Consider the following 21,542-nt stretch of genomic DNA (forward strand, 5'->3'; position numbering starts at 1 on the left):
ACTCCCGCCGCCGGACGGCACCGCCGGCCCCCTGCGGCACCGTGTCGTCCATGAAGCTGAGCCGACCCGCGCGCCGGGCCTCCCTCGTCGTCCACGTGGCCGCCTCCGCGAGCTGGCTCGGGCTCACGCTCGGGCTGCTCGCCCTCGCCGTCACCGCCACCGCCACCGGATCGGCGGTGACGGCCGAGGCGTCCGTCCGGGCGATGAAGCTCTTCGCGGATCTGCTGCTCCTCCCCGTCGCGTTCCTCACCTCCGTGAGCGGTGTCCTGCTGTCCGTCGGCACACCGTGGGGACTGGCCCGCCACCGGTGGGTCACCGTCAAGTTCTGGCTGACCCTCGCCGCGACGGCCGCCACGGCCTTCGCGCTGCGCCCCGGCCTCGCCAGGGAGGCCGCCGCCATGACGGCGAACGGGCCGGCCCCCGGCCCCGGCGACCTCCTGCCCGGCCCGCTCGTCTCCCTGTGCGCCTACGTCTTCATGACGGCGATCTCGATCCTCAAACCCTGGGGACCCACCAGGCGCGGACGGAACCACCGCGCCACGGCCCGCGGGCCGGCACCGACGCCGGCCGGGACGCCCGCGTCCGCTGACCGGCCCCGCCCTTCGCGGTGATGGGCAGGACGTCTTCGATGCCGTGGGCGTGGCACACCGCCCGACGGACCGACTGCAGCACGTGGCGTCGCTGGGGGTGTCGGGACGGGCGCTGTCCTTCGCCGCCGACGGACGGCGTGCAAGACGCGTGACGGGTGCGGTCTGCCCTCCGGACACGCCGACGGTCCCGACCACGTGGTCGTGCCGGTGCGCCAACTCCCAGGATGTCGGCGGCCCGTGCCCGACCGGCCCTGAGGTGCCGTGCGCCGCCGGCGCGACGGTCCGCACGGCCCGCTCGTCCCGCCGCGGTCCGGCCGCCCGGGGGCGTTGTCAGTGGGGCCGGATAGCGTGACCGCCATCTGATCAAGCAATCGATCCCACCCGGGATCGGCGGAGGAGGGGCTGTGCGGCGCACGGAGTCGGTCGGGGAGGGCTCGGCGATGGCAGAGGCCGAGGGGGAGGCTTCCGCGGTCGTCGGGGCAACGGGTGCGGCGGACGAGCCGGTCGCGCTGCCCGACGAGGACACGTTCCGGATGCCGCCGGCCTGGCGGCGGCTGGTGCATCCACGGCGGGGCGGGATCGAGCGGAGCGTCGCCGGACTGCACGCCGAGGCCGAGCAGCGGACGGCGCTCCGGCTGCACGAGGAGGCGGACTGGATCGAGGCGATGCTGGCCGCCCCGAAGAGCGACCCGCGGATCGTCCAGGCCACCAGGGACCACCTGAGCGGCCGTCACGACCCCCTGGGCGCCGCGGCGATCGCCTCGCTGACCTTCTACTGGCAGCACCCGGACGGCATCCACGTCGACGCCTGGGTCCGCGCACACGGACTGGCGTTCGCCGCCCAGGCGGTGGTGGAGTACTTCGACGTCGAGCCGCACTACCACCAGAGCGGCACCCGACGGGAGAACCCCTGGCTCGGCGTCCGCCCCGACGGGACCACGGGCCCCGCGTGGGCGTGGTCGAAGTTCGCCGAACGCGTGCGCGCCCTGCTGTCCGTGGCCGACGAGGACACCTACCGGGAGACGGTCGCCGCACTGGCCGGCTGCCGCACCGGCGTCCGACGCCGGATCGTCGTGTCCTACCTGCTGCCGACCGAGCAGCAGTGGGTCGACGAATGCTGCCTGGAGGCCGCGCAGGCCGACGGGTTGCTGCGCGCGATGCTGGCGTGCTCGCTGAACTCCCCGGAACAGCTGAAGCACTTCGGCGGCCGGGTGGGCCTCAGCTGGTACGGCTGGGCCATGTCGGTCTTCGCCACCCTCGCCGAGGGCACCGGCAAGGCCTTCGCCCCGCTCGTCGAGGAGGCCCTCGACCGGGCCTACAACTCCGAGCAGACCAAGGCCTTCGCTAACGCCCTGGTCGAACTGCCGTCGGACGAGGCGTTCCGTCTCCTCCTGAACCGCATCGGCGACAAGCACGTCCGCCCGCACCTGCTGGAGGCCATGCGCCGGTACCCGGTCCGCGCCCTGCGCCTGCTGGGCGCCGAGGCGACCGGCTCCGGCAAGAACGCGTCGATGGTCGAACAGTTGCTCGCAGCGCACGTCCTCGCGCACACCGGCATCACCGCGGCCGTACTGCCCGACCTGCCCGCCGAGGTCGCCGCCCTCGTGGCGCCCCACCTGACCCGCACCGACCGGGTGGCCGAGGCCCCCGTCGAGGCGCTGCCCGCCCTGCTGGTCAGCCCGCCGTGGGCCGGCAAGCGCAAGGCCCGCAGGACGCGGGTCGCCGCCGGGACACCCGCGGCACCCGAACCGCAGCTGGTGTGGTGGCCGGGCGAGCAGGAGGCCTGGGCCAAGGCCGACGGCTGGTACGGCAGGTGGCGCGTCGGCTACGACTGGTCCCGCGAGATCGAGCACCTTCAACGGACCGGACAGCTGCGGATCTCCCAGGACGTGCGCCTGTTCGTCGACGGCCCCGAGGACGTCGTACGACCGCTGCTCGCCGACTGCGCCCCCGAGGACTACTGGGACGGCGAGGCGGCGCTCAAGCCGGTGGCCGCCCGGCACTCCCTGGCCGCCCTGCCGCTGATACGACGTGCCGCGGCCCGGCACCCGAGCACCCTGGGCTCGCTGGTGCTGCCGTACCGGGACGTGGAGGTCGCCGCGCTGGTGTGCGACTGGCTGGCCCGGCTGAAGTCCGCCGACGCCACCGCCCGCGCCTGGCTGGCCCGGCACGGTCTGGACGCGGTGCCCTTCCTCGTCCCGTACGCGGTGGGACCGGCCGGCGTGGTCCGGCGCGGCGCGGAGAAGGCGCTGCGGCTGCTGACCGAGGCCCACGGCGGCACGGCGGTCTCCGCGGCCGCCGCCGGCTGCGGTGCGGAGGCCGCCGGTATCGTCGAGGAGACACTGGCCGTCGACCCGCTGGTCAGCGCGCTGCCCGCCCGTCTGCCGGCGATCGGTGCCTGGGCGGACCCGGCACTGCTGCCGCAGATCCTGCTGAGCGAGGGCGGCGCCCTGCCGGCCGACGCGGTCCGCAACGTGCTCACGCTGCTGGCCCTGTCCAAGCCGGGCGAGATCTACCCGGGCCTGGAAGTGCTGACCGCGCACTGCACCGCCGACTCCCTCGCCGGCTTCGCCTGGGCCCTGTTCGAGCAGTGGCGGCTGGCCGGCATGCCGGCCAAGGACAGCTGGGCGCTGCACGCGCTCGGCTGGCTCGGCGACGACGACACCGTGCGCCGGCTCACCCCCATCGTGCGCGCGTGGCCCGGCGAGGGCGCCCACCACCGTGCCGTGGAGGGCCTGACCGTGCTCGCGACCATCGGCACCGACGTGGCGCTGCTGCACCTGCACGGCATCGCCCAACGGGTGCCGTTCAAGGCGCTCAAGCTGCGCGCCCAGGAGAAGATAGCCGAGGTCGCCGAAGGCCTGGGCCTGACCGGCGAGCAGCTGGGGGACCGGCTCGTGCCCGACTTCGGCCTCGACGCCGACGGCACCACCGTCGTCGACTACGGCCCCCGGCAGTTCACCGTCGGCTTCGACGAGCAGCTGCGCCCCTACGTCCGGGACGCCGACGGCAAGCAGCGCAAGGCGCTGCCCGCGCCCGGCGTCAAGGACGACCCGGAACTGGCCCCGGCCGAGCGCAAGCGGTTCTCCGCGCTGAAGAAGGACGTCCGCACCATCGCCGGCGATCAGGTGCGGCGCCTGGAGGCGGCGATGGTTGCCCAGCGCACCTGGACGGCCGCGGAGTTCAAGGAGCTGTTCGTCGCCCACCCGCTGGTGTGGCACCTGGTCCGCCGCCTGGTCTGGCTCGCCGACACCGGCGGGGTGACGACGGCCTTCCGGGTGGCGGAGGACCGCACCTTCGCCGACGTCGACGACGACGAGCTGACGCTGCCCGAGGAGGCGACCGTCCGCCTGGCGCACCCGCTGCACCTGGCCGGCGAACTCGCCGCGTGGTCCGAGCTGTTCGCCGACTACGAGATCCTCCAGCCGTTCCCACAGCTGGGCCGGGCCGTGCACACGCTGACCGAGGAGGAGGCCGCCGGGCACCGGCTGACCCGGTTCGAGGGCGCGCGCGTGCCGGTCGGCAAGCTGCTCGGCCTCACCAAGCGGGGCTGGGAGCGCGGCGAACCGCAGGACGCGGGCGTGGAACGCTGGTTCCACCGGCGCATCGACGACGACCGCTATCTGGTCATCGGGCTCGACGAGGGCATCGCCGTCGGCGCGCTGGACGTGTTCCCCGACCAGACCTTCGAGAACGTCTGGCTCGACTCCCTCCCGGGCGACTACTGGCACAGCCGCGCGTACCCGCTGCGCTTCGGCGACCTCGACCCGGTCATCGCCTCCGAGATCCTCGCCGACCTCACCGAGGTGACCGCCAAGTGACCGCCACCGTCGAGGAGACCGGCGAGGCGCTGCTCCAGCGCCCGCCCGCCGAGGTCCGGTACGCCGGCGAACTGGCCGCCCTGCGCGCCTCGGACGACGATCCCCGCCCCCCGGGCTGGCAGTTGAGCCTGCGCGCGGCCCGCCGGTTCATCGTCGGCGACGAACCGGCCGGCATCAGCCGCAAGTTCGTCGGCAACGTCTCCCTGGTCGAGCGCGCGCTGGTGACCCTGGCCACCAACCGCGGCCTGATGCTCGTGGGCGAGCCCGGCACCGCCAAGTCGCTGCTGTCGGAGCTGATCGCGGCGGCCGTCAGCGGCAGCAGCGCGCTCACGGTGCAGGGCGGCGCGGCCACCACCGAGGATCAGATCAAGTACTCCTGGAACTACGCGCTGCTGGTCTCCGAGGGCCCCTCCGCGCGCTCCCTGGTGCCCGCGCCGATGCTGCGCGGCATGGCCGAGGGGCGGATCGTACGGTTCGAGGAGATCACCCGCTGCCCGCTGGAGGTGCAGGACTGCCTGCTGTCCCTGCTCTCCGACCGGGTCATCACCCTTCCCGAACTGGACGGGCCCGACGGCCTGGTCTTCGCCCGGCAGGGTTTCAACGTCATCGCCACCGCCAACACCCGCGACCGGGGCGTCAACGAGATGAGCGCCGCTCTCAAACGGCGCTTCAACTTCGAGACGGTGTTGCCGATCGCCGACTTCGAGACCGAACTGGGCCTGGTCGAGGCCGAGGCCGCGGCGCTGCTGCGGCAGTCCGGGGTGGAGCCGCCGCCGCGCCGGGACGTGCTGGAGGTACTGGTCGGCACCTTCCGCGAACTGCGGGGCACCGCGGCGCGGGGAGAGCGGATGTCGACGGTGATGAGCACCGCCGAGGCCGTGTCCGTGGCCCACGCGGTGGGGGTGCGGGCCTGGTTCCTGCGCGGCGAGCCGGGCAGCGCCGCCGACGTCGTGGCCTGCCTGGCGGGTACGGCCGCCAAGGACAGCCCCGAGGACCTCGCCCGGCTGCGCCGCTTCCTGGAACAGGAGGCACCGCGCCGGCCCGGCCCGCAGTGGCAGGCCCTGCACGAGGCCCGCCACCTCCTGGCCGACTGATGCCGGCCCCGGCAGCGCCCGCCGTCTTCCTCGGCGTGCGCCACCACTCCCCGGCCTGCGCGCGTCTGGTCGCCGACACGATCCGCACGCTGCGGCCGGCGTGCGTGCTGGTCGAGGGCCCGGCGGACATGAACGACCGGATGGACGAACTGCTGCTCGGGCACACGCTGCCCGTCGCCGTGTTCAGCCACTACCGCGACGACCAGCGCGTGGCGACGTCCTGGACGCCGCTGTGCGACTACTCACCGGAGTGGATCGCGCTGCGCGAGGGCCGGGCGGCCGGTGCCGAGGTGCGGTTCATCGACCTGCCCGCCTGGCACCCGGCGGTCGCCGGCCACACCGACCGGTACGCCAACCGCTACGCGGACGCGGAGACGCGGTACGCCGAGGCCACGCGCAGGTTGTGCGAGCACTTCGCCGTGGACTCCGTGGACGCCTTGTGGGACGGGCTGTTCGAGATCACCGAGCCGGGTACGGACCCGCAGGAGCTGCGCGCCCGGCTCGACGCCTACTTCGAGCTGGTGCGCGGCGACGCGGAGGCGGACGACGGGGACCGGGCCCGCGAGGAGTACATGGCCTCCTGGGTGCGGGCCGCGCTGGCCCGCACCGGCGACCGACCGGTGCTGGTGGTCACCGGCGGCTTCCACCAGCCCGCCCTGCGGGCACTGTCCGCACGGGACGGGGCCGCCGCGGCCCCGGCCGGCTGGCCCGCGGTGCCCGAACCGCCCGAGGGCGCGCTCGGCGGCAGCTTCCTCGTGCCGTACTCCTTCCGGCAGTTGGACGCGTTCGCCGGATACCAGTCCGGCATGCCCTCGCCCGGCTACTACCAGCGGCTGTGGGAGACGGGCCCGCCGGCGGCCGGGCAGGGTCTGCTGCGCGCGGTCACCGAGCGGCTGCGGGCCCGCGGGATCCCGCTGTCCACGGCCGACCTGATCGCCGCCCGCTCGCTCACCCAGGGGCTGGCCCGGCTGCGCGGCCACCCGTACGAGACACGGGTCGACGTCCTCGACGGCCTGGCCGGCGCGCTGATCACCGACGACCTGGACCGTCCGCTGCCGTGGACGACTCGGGGCACCCTCGGCGAGGGCACCCATCCGGTCGTGGTCGAGATGGTCGCCGCCTGCACCGGCGAGGCCGTGGGCCGGCTGCACCCCGACACGCCACTGCCCCCGCTGGTGCACGACGTGGCCGCCCACCTCGCCCGCCTGGGACTGGCCGACGCCGCCGCGCCGGTCACCCTGGACCTGACGAAGGAACAGGGCCTCGCCCGCAGCCGCGCCCTGCACCGGCTGCGCGTCCTGGACGTCCCGGGCTTCACCCGGGTCTCGGGACCGGCCCACGGGGCCGACCCGGTGTTCACCGAGGTGTGGGAGCCACGCCCGGCGGCCGGCGGCCGGGAGGCCGCGCTCATCGAGGCCGGCGCCTACGGGGCCCGTCTGGACGAGGCGGCAGCGGCGCTGCTCGGCGAGCGGACGCGCGCGGCGGGCCCGGAGCTCGGGGCGCTGGCCGGGCTGCTGTTCGACGCCGTGCTGTGCGGGACCGGCCCGCTCTGCGCCGACCTGCTGACGGCCCTCGCGGCCCGGGTGGGGCAGGCCGGCGACCTCGGTCAGCTCGGCGAGGTGCTGTCGGCGGCGCTGGGCCTGTGGCGGCACGACCGGGTGTTCGGCGTGGCCCGGGACGGGCTGCTGGGCGGAGTGGTGGGCCGTGCCGCCGACCGGGTGCTCTGGCTGGCGGCGGGGCTGCACGGCGGCCCCGGGGCGGACCTGGCGGTGCTGCGCGCGCTCGCGGCCGCACGGGACGCGCTGCGGCACGCGCCCGCCGTGCTGTCGGTCGGCCCCGAGGCCGCCGCCGAGGCCGCCGCCCGGATCAGCCGCGACCCGTCCGCCCCGCCGGCACTGCGCGGAGCCGCCTTCGGCCTGCGCTGGGCGCTGGGCGTCCCGGACGATCCCGGGCCCGTGGTGCAGGCGCTCGCCACGGCCGCGGTGGACACCCTCGGCGACTGGCTGACCGGCCTGTTCGCGCTGGCCCGCGAGGAGGTGGCGCACGGCACGACGACCGAGGGCGACTCCCTGATCGACCTCGTGGACGGGGTCGTATCGGCGCTGCCCGAGGGCGACTTCCTCGTCGGACTGCCCGCGCTGCGCCAGGCCTTCGCCTTCTTCCCGCCCCGCGAACGCGAGCGCATCGCCGAGCGCCTGCTGCACCGCCGCCGACTGCGCGGCTCGGCCCGCTCCCTGCTGCGCACCCCCGCCGACCCCCTGCTGCTGGCCCGCGCCAGAGCCCTGGAGGAGAACGTGACCCGACTGCTCGACCGCCACGGCCTGGCGGCGGCACCCCCGCCCGCCCCCCGCCCGGAGGTGGCCGGATGAGCCCCGCACTGCCCGACCATGGGCCGGCGCCCGCCGACCCCGGGCTGGAGCGCTGGCGGCTCATCCTCGGCGCCGCCGCCGAACGCTGCACCGGCCCGCTGAACGGCGCGTCCGCGGCCCGGGACGCCGCGCTGGACTGGCTGTACGGCCGCGACGAGGACCTGCGCCGCCGCGGGGTGCGCCGCGGGGCGGCCGACTCCCGGGAGGGCGGCAGCGGACCGTCCCGGCCGACCGCCGTGGACTGGCTCGACGGCATCCACCGGCTGTTCCCGAAGGAGACCGTGGAGCGGCTGGAACGCGACGCGGTGGAGCAGTACGAGATCCACGAGATCCTCACCGACCCGGACGTCCTCGCCCGCGTCGAGCCCAGCCAGACCCTGCTGCGGGCCGTCCTGCGCACCAAGCACCTGATGAACCCGCAGGTGCTGGCGGCGGCCCGCCGGATCGTCGAAACGGTCGTACGGCAGCTGATGGAACGGCTCCAGCCGGAGGTGCGCCGGGCGTTCACCGGCTCGCGCTCCCGCCGCCCCAGCCGGCTCCCGCTCGCCCGCGACTTCGACTTCCGCACCACCATCCGCGCCAACCTCGCCCACTACCAGCCCGAGGAACGCCGCATCCTCATCCAGCGGCCCCACTTCCACTCCCGCACCCGCCGCCACCTGGAGCACTGGCAACTGGTGCTGCTGGTGGACCAGTCGGGCTCCATGGCCGGCTCGGTGATCCACTCGGCGGTCACCGCGGCCTGCCTGTGGAGCCTGCCGGGCCTGAAAACCCATCTGGTCGCCTTCGACACCGCGGTGGTGGACCTGACCTCCGAGGTGACGGACCCCGTGGAGCTGCTGATGCGGGTGCAGCTCGGCGGCGGCACCGACATCGCCCGCGCCGTCGACTACGGCGCCTCGCTCGTGGAGAACCCGCGGCGCACGATCGTCGCCCTCGTCTCCGACTTCTACGAGGGCGGCGACCCGTTCCGCCTGGTGCGCACGGTGCGGCGGCTGGTCGAGCAGGGCACGACCGTGCTGTGCCTGGCCGCCCTGGACGAGGCCGCCGACCCCGTCTACGACCGCGGTCTGGCCGGACGGCTGGCCGCGGTGGGCGCCCCGGTGGGGGCGATGACGCCGGGCCGGCTCGCGGAGTTCGTCGCGGAGCGCATCGGCCGCGGAGGGCAGGCCCGGTGACCCGCTCCGACCTGCTGGCCCTGACGCCCGACACGCTCGCCTCGCTCGCCAACCGGGGCCTGGTCAAGCGCGCCGACAAGGACCTCGCGGCCGGCTCCGGACCGGAGGTGACCACCGGCGACGACGGCACCGTACGCGGCGCCTTCCCGGACGGCACCGTCACCGTGCTGCCGCCGGGCCGCAGCCTGGACGCGGCCGACTGCACCTGCGCCGCGGCGGGCATGTGCCGGCACCGGATCGCCCTGGTGCTGGCCTACCAGCGCGGCACGCCGGAGCAGCCGCCGGCGGCCGAGGAACCGCTGGTGGACTGGTCGCCCGGCGCGTTCGACGACGACGCCCTGGCCGCCGCGCTGGGCCGCCCCGCGCTGACCGCCGCCCACCGCGTCCGCGCCCGCGGCTACACCGCCCGCGTACACCGCCCCACCGCCGACGACCCGGCACCCCGCGTGGAACTGCCCACCTGCACCGTCCGCTTCCCCGTCCCGCGCGCGCTGGGCTACGCCCTCACCGACGCGGCCGCCGCACTGCGCGGCGAGGTCATCACCCTCGCGGTGTGGGCCTTCCGCGCCGCGGACGCCGAGCGGACGACCGAGGTGTCCGTCGGCGGCCGTACGACCACGCCCACCGCAGCCGCCGGCGAGGCGATGCGCGCGGCCCTGGCGCTCGCCGACGAACTCCTCCTGGACGGCGTGCGGCAAGCGGGCCCGGTCTTCACCGGCTCGCTCCGCCGCGCCGGACGCGCCCTGGCCGCCACCTCCCGGCACTGGCCCGCGGGCGCGGTCGACGACCTGCGGGAACAACTCGACGCCTACACCGCCCGCGCCACCCGCTACACCCCCGAACGCCTGGCTTTTCTCCTCGCCGAACTCCACGCCCGGCACCGGGCCTCGGACCACGAACCGGTCGGCGTGCTCGGCACCGCGGAGGCACCGGAGACACCGCTGCGACGGGTACGGCTGGTGGCGCTCGGCTGCCGGATCGGCGGCACCGCCCGGGACCGTACGGCGGAGACGTACTTCGCGCACGCCGACGCCGGCATCGCCCTGGTCCTGCGCACCCGCTGGGACCTGACGGAGGACCAGCACCCCACGGGCCACGACCTGTCCGAGCGCCGCCTGCTCGGCTCCCCGCTGCACGCGCTGGCCACCGCGAACGTCGTCAGCGAACACACCACGCGCGCCGCCGACCGCACGGTCACCCTCTCCCGCGGCCGCATCGCCGCGACGAGCATCACCCCGGTCGGCTCGGCCTGGACCGAACTTCCCCCAGCCCTGCTGGTGCGGGACACCGCCGCACACCTGCGGGCGGCCGGCGAGCGCCCGCCGCGCCTGATCCGCCCGCGCGTCGCCGCGGACGCCGTACGAGTCGTCATGGTGGACGCCGTCGAGGAGGTCGGCTACGACCCCGCCGCGCAACGCCTCGAAGCGGTGCTCCGCGACCCGGCCGGCAACGGCGTCCACCTCCACGCCGACTACAACCCGCTGTGCCCCGGCGGCCTCGACGCGCTGGCCGCGGCCCTGGCCGACGACGGGATCCGTGCCGTCAGCGGCATGCTGGGCCGGGCCCGCGGCCGTACCGTCCTGGACCCGCTCGCGGTCCTGACCGACGACGGCGTGACCGTCCCCGACCTGGCCCCCGGCGCCGGCGACAGCGCGCTCGAAGCGGCCGCGCACCGCCCGCACGACCCGGTCACCGCGGCCCTGCAGGCGGCGCTCACGGCCCTCGCGGACGCGGCACACCAGGGCCTGCGTCACCTGACCCCCGCGACCCGCACCGCCCTCACCGACGGCGCGGACCGTCTGCGCCGCACCGGCCTGAACGCCGCGGCAGGCCTCCTGGACGACCTGACCCGCGCCCTGCACGACGAGGGGGCCCCCGCCGCCGCCCCGCACTGGGTGACGGCCCAGATCCGGCTGACGACGACCCTGGACCTGCACCAGGAGGACGGCTGACGACCCTCAGAACGCCCCCAGGTCCGCGGCGACCCAGTGCTCCGGCCGCATGTGGACGAGGAAGTGCTCGCCGAGGTGCTCCCGGTCGTACTCCACGAACGCGGCGACCTTGTCTTCCGGGAGGTAGCGCGCGGCCATCTCCCAGGACCGCTCGGGGCTGTCCGGGGCCGTCCTGGTGACCGGCCCCTCCACCCACACATAGCGCACCGAGGGCTGCGTGCGCTGCACCATCAGACTGAAGCGTCCCGCGGAAAGCATCGCCCGGGCCTTGCGCGAATCGGGCCCGGTCCGCACCCACACCTCGCCGCCCGGCGTGTACTGGTACCAGATGGGAACCGTCAGCGGGGCGCGGTCCGGCCGTTCGACGACCGACAGGGCGCCGATGTGAGGCTCCGCCAGGAACTGTTCGCGTTCTTGTAAGGAGAGAGTCACGGGGCCGAGCCTAACGCCGATCGCCGCCCGGACGCCGGGTCATCCGGTTCCGCGGTCCAGGACCCGCCGGGCCGCCTCGGCCTCCGCCGCCGGCGGGGACAACTCGTCGAGGGTGTCGAGTTCGTCGTCCGCTTCCAGTTCCCGCTCCCAGGCCGCGGCGAGCTGTTCCTGTTCCTCGCGCGGCTTCGCGCCGACGGCCTCCCGGCGGTCGGGGTCCAGCGCCGCCAGGAATCGTTCGACGGGATCCTTCGGCATGCAGTGCTCCTTGTCGCCGCTCGCGGTGCCGCTCCCGGCCCAGCATGGCCAACCGCGCCCGCACCGGCCGCCCGACACGGCCCCGGACCACCCTGATGGACCTGGGGCGACGCCCCCGTCAGGTCTGCCGGGCGTGCACCGGGTCGTTGGCGACCTCCTCCGGGCACCCGCGGCGGGGCCGGTTCGCGCGCCGGTCGCGCTGCCAGTCGGCCGCCGCGAGCGCCAGGGACGCCGCCATGCCGACGAGGGCGGCGCCCAGCGCGGTGACGAGCGCGCCGCGATAGTCGTGGCTCCTGCCGAGCACCAGGTAGAAGAGGCCGGGCAGGGCGGCGGTCCCCAGCGCGGCGCCCAGCCGCTGCCCGGTCTGCAGGGCTCCGCCCGCCGCGCCCGCCATGCGCACGGGCACGTCCCGCAGGGTCATCGTGATGTTGGGGGAGACCACGAAACCGCCGCCGATGCCGCCGAGGAAGAGGACCGGAGCGGCGAGCCAGGGCGCCATGTGCAGCGGCGCGAAACGGAGCAGCAGCGCGGTGCCGCCCAGGCCGGCGATCACGCCCGCGAGACCGCACACGGTGAGCAGGCGCCCGAACCGTTCCACCAGCCGGCCCGAGACCACGGCCGCGCTCGCCGAGCCCAGCGCGAAGGGAGTCACGGCCAGGCCGGACCGGAGCGGGGAGAAGTCCAGACCGCGCTGGTAGAAGAGGGCGAAGACCAGCCAGACGCCGCTGAAACCGACGAAGTACAGCGTGCCGATGCCGGCGCCGACGGCGTAGCCGCGCACGGTGCTGAACAGGCGCGGGTCGAGCAGCGGCTGGGCGCCCCGGGCGACGAGGCGGTGCTGCCACCAGGTGAAGACGGTCAGCACCGCCGCCCCGGCCGGGAACAGCCACCACAGCTGGTGCAGGCCGCCGGAGTCCGCCTGGACCAGCGGATACATGAGCGCCAGGACGCCCAGCCCGAGCAGCAGCACGCCGGCCACATCCACGTGACCCCGCTCGGAGCGCCGGGTGCGGGGCAGCAGCCGACGGCCGAGCAGAACGGCCAGGATGCCGATGGGGACGTTGACGTAGAAGATCCACCGCCAGCCCTGGGCACCGGAGGCGAGGGCGAGGATGGCGCCGCCGGTGATCGGGCCGGCGGCGGAGGAGATACCGACGGTGGCGCCGAAGAAGCCGAAGGCGCGACCGCGCTCGGCACCGCGGAACATCTGCTGGATCAGCGCCGAGTTCTGCGGCGCCATGAAGCCCGCCGCCAGGCCCTGGGCGAGCCGGGCCACCACCAGCAGGGTGATGTCCGGGGCGGCCCCGCAGGCCGCGCTGCACAGCACGAAGCCGCTCAGGGCCAGCAGGAAGATCCGGCGCCGGTCCAGGGCGTCACCGAGGCGGCCCGCGGTGACCAGGGCGAGCGCGAAGGCCAGGGCGTATCCGGAGACCACCCACTGCACCTGCGCGGGGGAGGCGTGCAGGTCGCGCTGGATGGTGGGCAGGGCGACCGCGACGATCGTCACGTCCAGCAGGCTCATGAAGCCGGCCACCAGGGTGACCCACAGGGCACGCCACCGCTGCGGATCCGGCTCGTACCCGGCCTCCCGGGCACCCGGGTCCCGGCCGTCGGCCGCGGATGCAGACGCTGTCACCCGGACTCCTCTCGCCAGGGCCGCCACCCGGTCGAACCAAGTTCCCCCGCCCCGCACGGGCACACATGGTGCTGCCCCCTGCCGCCCATGTTCTCCGGCCGCTGACCGTCGCTCACGTCCGGGTGCGCCAGGAAGCGCACAACCCCGCTGCCCCCGTCGTTTCCGCACCGGGCCCCCGGGAACCCGGGCGGGCGACGAGTGGAGCGGAGGACGGCCATGACGGAACACACCGACGAGCCTGGCGACCGGTACGCACGGGCCCGTGGCGACGAGGAGCCCGGAGCACACTCGGGCGGCGAGAGCCAGGCCCGCGAGCGGACGGTTCCGGGCACGGCGAGCGCGAAGGAGGGCTACCAGCCCGAGGAGGGCACGGTGGCCGGCGAGCCGCTGCGCGGCGTGGGCGTGGAGGAGCAGGAGGGGGAGGGGCGGCCAGAGGGCGAGGACACGGGTTCCGGCGGGTAGCCGCCGGCCGGACCCACGGCACGGCGCACCGCGGACGGTTCAGGAATCGGCCGGCTGCCGCTCTCCCTCCCCGGCCGTCGTCTCGCCGCGCCGCGGGCCGTCCGCGGACGGACGCCGCACCACCAGGCTCGCCACCTCGAACGACATCTCGGTCGTCCCGTCGTCGGGCGACGGGTGGTAGCGGCCGGCGCTGACCGAGAGATTGACGATCAGATACGCGTGCCAGGCGCGGCCCACGCCCCGCCCGTCCGCGAAGACCCGTGCACCGTTCAGCCACCAGACCACCGACCGCGCCCCGAAATCGGTGCGCAGGTCCACCCAGGCGCCGGGCTGGACGGCGTCGTCTCTGAGGTAGCGGCTGCCGCCGCGCACATGGTTGGTGAACTCCAGCAGATCCGGGTTGTCCGGGTGGTACTCGAAGACGTCGACCTCCTGGTCGCCGTCCCGCCAGGTCCAGATGGCCGGCCAGGCACCGACCTCCTCCGGGAGTCGTACGCGCGCCTCCAGCACGTCCCCCGTCCGCACGGTGAACTCCTCCTGGCTGCCCTCGGTGGTGAGCAGCCCCGTGTCCCACCACCCGTCCGGCCGACGCGTCGCCCGGAACACGCCCGAGCGGCTGTAGTCGGCGTCGGGCACGAGGTAGTCCAGTTTGTTGTCGCCCGGGTTGACCGGGCCGCCTCCCGGATAGGCCCACGAGCGCCCCGCGACCCACTGGGTCTCGGAGGCGAAGTCCGCCGTGAACACGATGTCGGGCGGGGGCGGGACGCGAGGGCCCGGCAGCGGGCCGCGGGATGTCGATTCGTCCATATGCGATGTCTCACCGGCTGGCGACCGGCCATGCCCCCGGGCGGCGGCCCGCCCGGGGGCACATCCGTTCGGCGCTTCCACCGCACGATCCAGGAACCGCACACGCCCGGTCAGCGCAAGCTGGCGCCCTGCGCCCGGAGCTCCCGCTGGACCTCGCTCACCGGGACGTCCCGCGGCTGCCGGCCCCCGGTCGCCGCGAGGGCCGCGCAGACGCCCGCCGCCTGCCCGGTGGCCATGGAGATCGGCATCACGCGGTAGGAGGAGTGCGCCACGTGGTCCCCGGAGATGCAGCGGCCCGCGACGAGGACCCGGTCCACGTCCCGGGGGAGGAGGCAGCGCAGGGGGATGTCGTACGACTCCCCGCGGGGCAGCCGCTTCAGCGTGGTGCCGCGACCGCTCGGGTTGTGGATGTCGACCGGGTAGGCGCCGCGGGCGACGGCGTCCTCGAACGTGCGGGCCTTGAGCACGTCGTCGCCGGTCAGCTGGTACTCGCCCAGGATCCGGCGGGTCTCCCGCACGCCGACCTGGACCCCGCTCTGCACGACGTAGGAGTCGGCGAACCCCGGCACGCGGTCGCGCAGGAAACGGGCGATCTGCGCCATCTGCCGGTGTGCCGTGAACTCCGCACGGGTGAGGTCCCAGACGCTGGTGCCGAGCACCTCGGTGATCCGGGTGGAGTTGACCGCCACCTCACCGGTGTGCGGGGTGGCGAAGAACAGCACGTCCTCGCGCGGCAGGTCCAGTTCCCCGGCGTCCGCGGCGGCCCGGACCAGGTCCCACAGCCCGTGCACGCCTCTCCACTGGTCCGGGTGGGCGCGGGTGTAGGCGCTGAACTCCTCCTGGTCGAAGCGGACCATGCGGAACATCAGCGACATGGGCTGCGTCCAGCCGTCCTCCGGCCGGCCGATCTCGTACGACGCCCCGGCCGCCGCCGCGATGTCGCCGTCCCCCGTGCAGTCCACGATCACGTCCGCGTCCATGACGAGCGGCCCGGACTTCGTCTCGAACACCGCACGCGCCCGGTCGGGCAGGCTGAGGACGTCGGAGGCGAAGGCGTGCAGGAGCGTACGGACCTCGTGGGTCTCCAGCAGCTCGTACACCACCAGCTTGAACAGCTCCGGGTCGAAGGGCACGGTGTAGCCGGTCTCCAGCGAGGGCCGGATCGCCGCTCCCACCCGTACCAGCTGGTCGAGCAGCACCCACAGCACCCCGCCGACGACCGGCTCGCCCTCGCCGTGATCGGGTGGCAGCAGGCGCGTGGTGTCGCCGGCCACGGCCTGCTTGACCTCGTTGTGGAAACTCATCAGCGGCATCACCAGCGCCGCGGTCGCGTTGCCGCCGAGGAAGCCGTACCGCTCGACGAGAACGACCTCGGCGCCCGCGTTGGCGGCACCGAGGGCCGCGCCGATGCCGGCGGGCCCGCCACCGATCACCAACACCTGCGTGGAGCCCGCGTGCAGCGCCTGCCGCGGCGGAAGTTCCACCGTCCGGGGAACGCGGGGCGGCATCAGGTACGACACGTTCACTCCCTCCGGGAACCGGTGGCCGTCGGCGTCAGCCCACGGTGGAGGCGGGCACGGGCGCGACGCCCCGCAGGACCCGCTGCGCGGCCGCGCCGTCCAGGTAGGCGAGGAGCCGCTCGGCGGTCTCCGCCGCCCGCAGCCGCAGCGCCGCCGTCCGCACGGCCGTATCGGCCGCGCGGGCGCGCCGCTCGTCCCACAGGCGGTCCACCTCCGCCAGCAGCAGCCCCGTCGTCTCCCTGACCACACCGCGCAGGGCCGGCGCGCCGACCTGCTGGGCGAAGTCGAAGACCTTGCCCGCGTACGGCAGCGGCAGCAGGGGGATCCCGGCGAGCGCGGCGAAGATCAGGAAGTGCAGCCTCATCCCGACGGCCAGGTCCAGCTGGCCGACGATGTCGAGGACCTGCTGCGGCCCGTGGTCCCCGCGCAGCACCGTGCAGCGGTCCGCCTCCGCCATGCGTGACGCCACGGCGTGCGCGTGCCGGATGTCGCCGCGTTCCATGGAGACGAACACGACATGGGCGTCCAGCCGGTGCACGAGGAAGTCGCCCACGCTGGCGAGAAGCTGGTGGTACCCCTCCTCGTCCAGGTGCTCCGCCGCGCGCCCGGGCTCGCGCACGCTCATGCCGACCAGACGCACCCGGCGCGGTACGGCCTCCGCCCGCAGCAGCGCCCCGCCGCCGGCACCGGGCACCAGCAGCAGCGCCGGATCGGCGGTGACGGTGATGGGCCGGTTCAGTCCGGCCTCTTCGAGCACGAGTTTCGACTCCTCGTCCCGGACCGTCACCTCGACCGCGTCCGAGAGCACCGTACGGACCCACGCACAGTCCGCCTCGTCGGTGAGCGGACCGGCCCCCACGGCATAGGTGAACACGGGTACGCCGAGGTCCTGGGCGGTACGGGCCGTCCGCAGATAGCGACGCGCCTCGGTGTCGTAGAGGATGCCGCCGCCCCCGAGCACCAGGACGTCCAGCCGCCGCAGATGGGCGGAGATGCCCTCCCGGCAGACCCCCTCCCAGCCGACGACCTCCACCTCCGGATGGATGCTGCGGGTGTGCTCGGGATGGCGGGAGAAGATCACGAAGCGGATGTCCGGCCGGCCGGCGCGGACGCGGTCCAGCAGGGCGGTGAGGATGGCCTCGTCGCCCACGTTCCGGCCTCCGTAGGACCCCAGTACGCCTACGGTCACGTTGTCCGCGCCATCCATGACCGCTCCCTGCCGTACGACGCTTCGGGCATGTCTGTACCAGCTTGCAGCCTCCCGGTGAGAACCGCGCGACCGCGTCGTTCAGGGGCCGGCCCGTTCGGCGGGAGTCTCCCGCCCCGCCGCCTCCCGCACGAGGATCTCCGCCAGTTCGCGCGGTCGGGTGAACATGGGCCAGTGGCCGGTGTCCAGCTCGACCAGCCGCCACCGCCCGCCGGTCAGCAGCTCGGCCACCTCGGCGTCGGGACCGGAGGGGTTGCGCAGGCATCTGACGTACGTCGCCGGGATCTGCCGGAGCGGGCGGGCCAGGGCCACCGGCTCGGTCAGCGTGTCACCCGGATGCGGCGTCGAACGGTCCATGATCCGGGTGATCTGCGTGTCGGTCAGGCCCTGGCCGGCGTAGCAGGCCCGGTCGGGCGGCGGCCAGCAGCCGCCGTGCGCACGCAGCGCCGCCCGGATCGCTCCGCCGTCCGCCCACCGGGCCACGCACGACTCGCCGTCGGCCGGGACCGGCGCGTCCACCAGCACCAGGCGCGCCAGCCGGTCGCCGATCCTCGCGGCGGCCTGCGCGGCGGGCACGCCGCCGTAGCTGTGCCCGACGAGGACGACGTCGGCGACGTCCCGCGCGTCCGGACGTGCCGCCTCGCCGAGGACGTCCCGGACATGGGTCGACTGCCCCGCCGGCACGCCCTGCCTCTCGGCCAGCCCGGACAGCGTCAACGCGCGCACCGCATGGCCGGCGGCGCGCAGCTCCGGTACGACCGCGTCCCAGGCCCACGACCCGAGCCAGGCCCCCGCCACCAGCACGAAGCGCGCCACGGGTGCCGGGCCCCCTCAGCGGACGATGCGGTGCTTCCTGCCCCCTCGGCGGAAGCGCACGCCGGCGTAGACGAGGTCGAGGACGAGCACGACGACGCCGATGACCAGCAGGTAGAACAGGCCGTGGACGGCGACGCCGATGATGCCCAGGGCGACGGCCACGAGGATCAGGAACAGGAAGACGGTCATCGGATCTCCCGTCGGCTTCGGTGGGTCAACGGCGGCCCAGGCGCCGCTCGCCGCCGGCGCCCGGGGTGTAGGTCAGCTCGTAGTGGGCGAAGACCGACGGCTCCTCGGTGGCGGGCAGCTCCCCGTCGATGTCGATCGACGGTGCCTTCTTGACCCGGTCCTTGTCGTGGGCGACCTTCAGATACCCCGGACCGACGGTCGCGCCGGGGAGGGGTACGAACACCAGCCGGCGGCGGGTGGGCAGGCCCACGGTGACAGTGGCGAAAAAGGGCTGGTCGGTGCTGGTGTCCACATAGATGGCCTCCAGCGTGCCGATCTTGTGCCCGTCCGCGTCGACGACGTCGTGTCCTCGCCATTCGCGGATATCGGATGCCTCGAACATCACAACCTCCTCTGCGGGGGTACCCATGATCAGGCCGGTGATGTCACCCCCGCCAGCCGGGAGCACCCGCGCCGGTCCCGTGCCCCTCCGGGTCCAGCCGGACGTGCAGGCTCTGGACGCTGCGGGCGACCCGGGCCGGGCTGTACGACACCGGGTGGCCCGTCGGCCGGGGCCGGCGCGGGAGCAGGTGCGTGAGCGCCGCGGTGGCCTCCAGCCGGGCCAGTGCGGCGCCGAGGCAGTAGTGGCTGCCCAGCCCGAAGGCCAGATGCCGAGGCTCCCGGTCGAGCCGGAGCCGGTGCGGCTCGGCGAAGACACGCGGATCACGGTTGGCCGCGCCGAGCAGCACGAAGACGAGCGCGCCGCGCGGTACGGGCGTGCCCGCGATGTCGGCGTCGACCAGGGCACAGCGGGGCGCCAGCTGGATCGGCGGATCGAAGCGCAGCAGTTCCTCCACGGCCGCGGCGCACGCCCGTTCCGCGTGGCCGGCGGCCGCGAGCCGCGCCAGCTGGTCGGGATGCCGGAGCAGCGCGTGCGTGCCGTTGGCGATCAGACCCACGGTCGTCTCGTATCCGGCCGCGACGAGCTGTGCGCAGGTCGCCACGGTCTCGGCCCGGGCCGGCCGGCCGTCGGCGCCCTGGGCGAGGGCGTGCAGGATCCCCGTGCCGGCCGGCCGGCGCAGGGCGACGCCGATGTCCCGGGCCAGCCCGACCCGCGCCCGCGCGATCCGCTCCCGCGTGCCGGGGTCGATGAGACCGGGCGGATCCATGCCGCGCACCAGCAGCGCCGCCGCCTGCGCGAAGCGGTCACGCAGGTCCTCCGGCACGCCGATGAGATCCGCGACCACCCTCGCGGACAGGGGCCGCGCGACGTCCGCGACGACGTCCGCCGTACCGGACCGCGCCGCGTCCTCGACCAGACGCGCCGCGATGTCGCCGACCCTGCGGCGCAGGGCCAGGATCTCGCGCGCGGTGAAGGCGCGCCGTACGCGTTCACGCTGCCGGGTGTGGCCGGGCGGATCGGTCAGCAGGAAGGTGCGGGCCGGCACGCCGTAACCGGTCCGGTCCTGAGCCGTCTGGGCGCCGTGGCCGAAGCGGGGATCGCCCAGGACGGCCCTGGCCTCGAAGTAACCGAGCACGACCACGTCACCCGAGTCCGTGCGGTGCACCGGACCACTCGAACGGCGTACCTCCTCATAAAAGCGGTACGGATTCCGCACGAACTCGTCGGTGCCGATATCGAAGGGGAACTGCCTGGTCAGACAGTCGACGAACGTTTCTGATGCTTCCATTCGGAGTCAGGCTCCAGTGCCGTGGCAGCGCGCGGGCATTCTGGTAAAGAGTGCACATGACGGCTGAACGCGGAACGGATACCGCCGCTTTTCACGCGGCTGCGGGAAGAACGCGGAGACGCTGGGTGAGCGCCGGAGCAGTCTGCGCGGGGCTTTTTCTGCTGGGCATGGATCTCACCGTTCTCAACGTCGCGATCCCCGCCCTGCAGACCGCGCTCGGTTCGTCCGCGGGGCAGACCCAGTGGATCGTCGACGCCTACGCGCTGGTGCTGGGTGGTCTGGTGCTCACGGCAGGCGGCGTCACGGACCGGATCGGCCGCAGACGGGCGTTCCTCGCCGGCCTGGTCACCTGCGGGTTCGCCTCGGTGGCCGGTGCGCTGGCCACCGTGTCCTGGCAGCTGATCCTCGCCCGGGGCGCCATGGGCGCGGGCGCGTCACTGATCATGCCCGCGACGCTCTCGCTGCTCACCACCCTCTTCCCCGAACGGGAACCGCGGCGTCGGGCCATCGCGCTGTGGGCGGCCGTGGGCGGGGCGGGCGGTGCCCTGGGGCCGGTGATCGGCGGCTGGCTGGTCGGCCATCACTCGTGGCGGGCGGTGTTCTGGCTGAACGTCCCCTGCACCGCGGTCGTCATCGCGCTCACGCTCCTCGTGGTCCCCGCACTGCCGCCCGCCCGCAGCGAGCCCGTGGATCTCCCGGGGACCGTGCTGTCCGCGACCGGGCTGCCGGCGCTGGTCTGGGCGATCATCGAAGGCCCCGCCCGGGGGTGGACCAGTACGCCGGTCCTCGCCGTGTCCGCCGTGGGCGCCGGGCTGCTGACCGCCTTCGGGGTGTGGCTGCGGCGGGCGCCGGCGGCCATGCTGCCCCGGCAGGTGATGCGCCGCGAGGTCACCGTCCCGGCGGCGGCCCTGGCCATGATGTCGTTCGCGATGCTCGGCGCCCTCTTCGTCATCTCCCTTTATCTGCAAGGGGTGCTGGGCTGTCCGCCCTGGGAGGCCGGGGTGCGCACGCTGCCGTTGCCGGGCGCCCTCATCGCCGGCGCGGGGCTGGCCACGCTGCTCACCGCGCGGCTGACCCACCGGTCCGTCATGGTGAGCGGCCTCCTGGTGATCGCCGGCTCCTTCGTGCTGCTGTCCCGTACGACGGCGGAGTCCGGCTACCCGCACCTGGCCCTGGTGCAGGTCGTCGCGGGCCTGGGGGCGGGCCTGACGGCCGCCGCCGGGACCGCCGCGGTGATGGAGAGCGTGGGCGAGCCGTACGCCGGCGTCGGATCCGCCGTCAACGACGCCAGCCGCCAGGTGGGCGCCACGCTCGGCGTCGCCGTCCAGGGCTCCGTCCTGGCCACCGTCTACCGGGACAGGATCGGCGACGCGCTCGCCCGCGCGGGGCTGCACGGTCTGCCGTCCGCCGCCCGGGACGGCGTCGTCGCGGCCGCGGGGGGGGGGGGGGGGGGGCGCCCCCCCCCCCCCCCCCCCCCCCCGGGGGCCCCCCCCCCCCCCCGCCCCGCCGCGGGGCGCCCCCCCCCCCGGGGGGCGGGCGCCGGG

At 74.9% G+C, this 21,542-nt stretch carries 18 protein-coding genes; 8 read left to right on the forward strand and 10 right to left on the reverse strand.

Annotated features, from left to right (window positions below; translation table 11 throughout):
- Positions 1 to 50: 50 nt before the first annotated feature.
- The 6 genes from ABZ923_RS10725 to ABZ923_RS10750 all read left to right on the forward strand — a co-directional run bounded on the left by ABZ923_RS10725 (position 51) and on the right by ABZ923_RS10750 (position 11,004).
- The gene (locus ABZ923_RS10725) at positions 51 to 611 is read left to right on the forward strand and encodes a DUF2269 domain-containing protein (RefSeq protein WP_361469499.1); all 561 of its coding nucleotides are present in this window, start codon (positions 51 to 53) and stop codon (positions 609 to 611) included.
- 383 nt (positions 612 to 994) lie between these two features.
- Positions 995 to 4,411, forward strand: coding sequence for a DUF4132 domain-containing protein (locus tag ABZ923_RS10730; protein ID WP_361469500.1), 3,417 nt, complete (start codon positions 995 to 997; stop codon positions 4,409 to 4,411).
- Positions 4,408 to 5,505 (forward strand): AAA family ATPase, encoded by a 1,098-nt coding sequence (locus ABZ923_RS10735; protein ID WP_361469502.1) that lies wholly within the window; start codon positions 4,408 to 4,410, stop codon positions 5,503 to 5,505. Before ABZ923_RS10730 ends, ABZ923_RS10735 begins: the two co-directional genes overlap by 4 nt.
- Positions 5,505 to 7,874: a DUF5682 family protein gene (locus ABZ923_RS10740; RefSeq protein ID WP_361469505.1), complete on the forward strand. Its 2,370-nt coding sequence runs from the start codon at positions 5,505 to 5,507 to the stop codon at positions 7,872 to 7,874. The genes ABZ923_RS10735 and ABZ923_RS10740 overlap by 1 nt, the downstream gene beginning before the upstream one ends.
- Positions 7,871 to 9,052, forward strand: a complete 1,182-nt coding sequence (locus ABZ923_RS10745; RefSeq protein WP_361469507.1) for a VWA domain-containing protein — start codon at positions 7,871 to 7,873, stop codon at positions 9,050 to 9,052. Before ABZ923_RS10740 ends, ABZ923_RS10745 begins: the two co-directional genes overlap by 4 nt.
- On the forward strand, positions 9,049 to 11,004 hold the full coding sequence (locus ABZ923_RS10750) for an SWIM zinc finger family protein (RefSeq protein WP_361469510.1): 1,956 nt from the start codon (positions 9,049 to 9,051) through the stop codon (positions 11,002 to 11,004). The genes ABZ923_RS10745 and ABZ923_RS10750 overlap by 4 nt, the downstream gene beginning before the upstream one ends.
- A 6-nt stretch (positions 11,005 to 11,010) precedes the next feature.
- Here ABZ923_RS10750 and ABZ923_RS10755 read toward each other — a convergent pair whose 3' ends face one another.
- The 3 genes from ABZ923_RS10755 to ABZ923_RS10765 form a co-directional block, all read right to left on the reverse strand.
- Positions 11,011 to 11,436 (reverse strand): pyridoxamine 5'-phosphate oxidase family protein, encoded by a 426-nt coding sequence (locus ABZ923_RS10755; protein ID WP_361469513.1) that lies wholly within the window; start codon positions 11,434 to 11,436, stop codon positions 11,011 to 11,013.
- A gap of 39 nt (positions 11,437 to 11,475) precedes the next feature.
- Positions 11,476 to 11,691, reverse strand: coding sequence for a hypothetical protein (locus ABZ923_RS10760; RefSeq protein ID WP_361469516.1), 216 nt, complete (start codon positions 11,689 to 11,691; stop codon positions 11,476 to 11,478).
- 118 nt (positions 11,692 to 11,809) lie between these two features.
- Entirely contained in the window at positions 11,810 to 13,327 is a 1,518-nt protein-coding gene (locus tag ABZ923_RS10765; RefSeq protein ID WP_361469519.1) for an MFS transporter, read from the reverse strand.
- Between the two features lie 216 nt (positions 13,328 to 13,543).
- Between ABZ923_RS10765 and ABZ923_RS10770 the strand changes: the two genes are divergently transcribed.
- Positions 13,544 to 13,789 carry a hypothetical protein gene (locus ABZ923_RS10770; RefSeq protein ID WP_361469521.1) on the forward strand — a complete coding sequence of 82 codons (246 nt, stop codon included), beginning with the start codon at positions 13,544 to 13,546 and terminating at the stop codon, positions 13,787 to 13,789.
- A gap of 39 nt (positions 13,790 to 13,828) precedes the next feature.
- Here ABZ923_RS10770 and ABZ923_RS10775 read toward each other — a convergent pair whose 3' ends face one another.
- The 7 genes from ABZ923_RS10775 to ABZ923_RS10805 form a co-directional block, all read right to left on the reverse strand.
- Positions 13,829 to 14,596 carry a beta-glucanase gene (locus ABZ923_RS10775; protein ID WP_361469524.1) on the reverse strand — a complete coding sequence of 256 codons (768 nt, stop codon included), beginning with the start codon at positions 14,594 to 14,596 and terminating at the stop codon, positions 13,829 to 13,831.
- 110 nt (positions 14,597 to 14,706) lie between these two features.
- On the reverse strand, positions 14,707 to 16,104 hold the full coding sequence (locus ABZ923_RS10780) for an FAD-dependent oxidoreductase (protein ID WP_361469555.1): 1,398 nt from the start codon (positions 16,102 to 16,104) through the stop codon (positions 14,707 to 14,709).
- Positions 16,105 to 16,150: 46 nt separating this feature from the next.
- Complete coding sequence (locus ABZ923_RS10785) at positions 16,151 to 17,323, reverse strand: polysaccharide pyruvyl transferase family protein (RefSeq protein WP_361469527.1); 1,173 nt, start codon at positions 17,321 to 17,323, stop codon at positions 16,151 to 16,153.
- A gap of 81 nt (positions 17,324 to 17,404) precedes the next feature.
- Positions 17,405 to 18,139, reverse strand: coding sequence for an alpha/beta hydrolase (locus ABZ923_RS10790; protein ID WP_361469530.1), 735 nt, complete (start codon positions 18,137 to 18,139; stop codon positions 17,405 to 17,407).
- A gap of 15 nt (positions 18,140 to 18,154) precedes the next feature.
- On the reverse strand, positions 18,155 to 18,328 hold the full coding sequence (locus ABZ923_RS10795; protein WP_361469532.1) for a hypothetical protein: 174 nt from the start codon (positions 18,326 to 18,328) through the stop codon (positions 18,155 to 18,157).
- A 25-nt stretch (positions 18,329 to 18,353) separates the two neighbouring features.
- Complete coding sequence (locus ABZ923_RS10800) at positions 18,354 to 18,710, reverse strand: PRC-barrel domain-containing protein (RefSeq protein WP_361469535.1); 357 nt, start codon at positions 18,708 to 18,710, stop codon at positions 18,354 to 18,356.
- Positions 18,711 to 18,753: 43 nt separating this feature from the next.
- Positions 18,754 to 19,998: a cytochrome P450 gene (locus ABZ923_RS10805; RefSeq protein WP_361469538.1), complete on the reverse strand. Its 1,245-nt coding sequence runs from the start codon at positions 19,996 to 19,998 to the stop codon at positions 18,754 to 18,756.
- A gap of 56 nt (positions 19,999 to 20,054) precedes the next feature.
- Between ABZ923_RS10805 and ABZ923_RS10810 the strand changes: the two genes are divergently transcribed.
- Positions 20,055 to 21,542, forward strand: a 1,488-nt coding sequence (locus ABZ923_RS10810; protein WP_361469539.1) for an MFS transporter, incomplete at its 3' end; no start/stop codon positions are given.

This window comes from Streptomyces sp. NPDC046881 (assembly GCF_040645015.1).
GTDB lineage: Bacteria > Actinomycetota > Actinomycetes > Streptomycetales > Streptomycetaceae > Streptomyces.

Coding starts and splice junctions, on each gene's coding strand:
- ABZ923_RS10725 (WP_361469499.1), top strand. CDS start 51: ATGAAGCTGAGCCGACCCGCGCGCCGGGCCTCCCTCGTCGTCCACGTG.
- ABZ923_RS10740 (WP_361469505.1), top strand. CDS start 5,505: ATGCCGGCCCCGGCAGCGCCCGCCGTCTTCCTCGGCGTGCGCCACCAC.
- ABZ923_RS10745 (WP_361469507.1), top strand. CDS start 7,871: ATGAGCCCCGCACTGCCCGACCATGGGCCGGCGCCCGCCGACCCCGGG.
- ABZ923_RS10760 (WP_361469516.1), bottom strand. CDS start 11,691: ATGCCGAAGGATCCCGTCGAACGATTCCTGGCGGCGCTGGACCCCGAC.
- ABZ923_RS10770 (WP_361469521.1), top strand. CDS start 13,544: ATGACGGAACACACCGACGAGCCTGGCGACCGGTACGCACGGGCCCGT.
- ABZ923_RS10775 (WP_361469524.1), bottom strand. CDS start 14,596: ATGGACGAATCGACATCCCGCGGCCCGCTGCCGGGCCCTCGCGTCCCG.
- ABZ923_RS10780 (WP_361469555.1), bottom strand. CDS start 16,104: ATGCCGCCCCGCGTTCCCCGGACGGTGGAACTTCCGCCGCGGCAGGCG.
- ABZ923_RS10785 (WP_361469527.1), bottom strand. CDS start 17,323: ATGGATGGCGCGGACAACGTGACCGTAGGCGTACTGGGGTCCTACGGA.
- ABZ923_RS10795 (WP_361469532.1), bottom strand. CDS start 18,328: ATGACCGTCTTCCTGTTCCTGATCCTCGTGGCCGTCGCCCTGGGCATC.
- ABZ923_RS10800 (WP_361469535.1), bottom strand. CDS start 18,710: ATGTTCGAGGCATCCGATATCCGCGAATGGCGAGGACACGACGTCGTC.
- ABZ923_RS10805 (WP_361469538.1), bottom strand. CDS start 19,998: ATGGAAGCATCAGAAACGTTCGTCGACTGTCTGACCAGGCAGTTCCCC.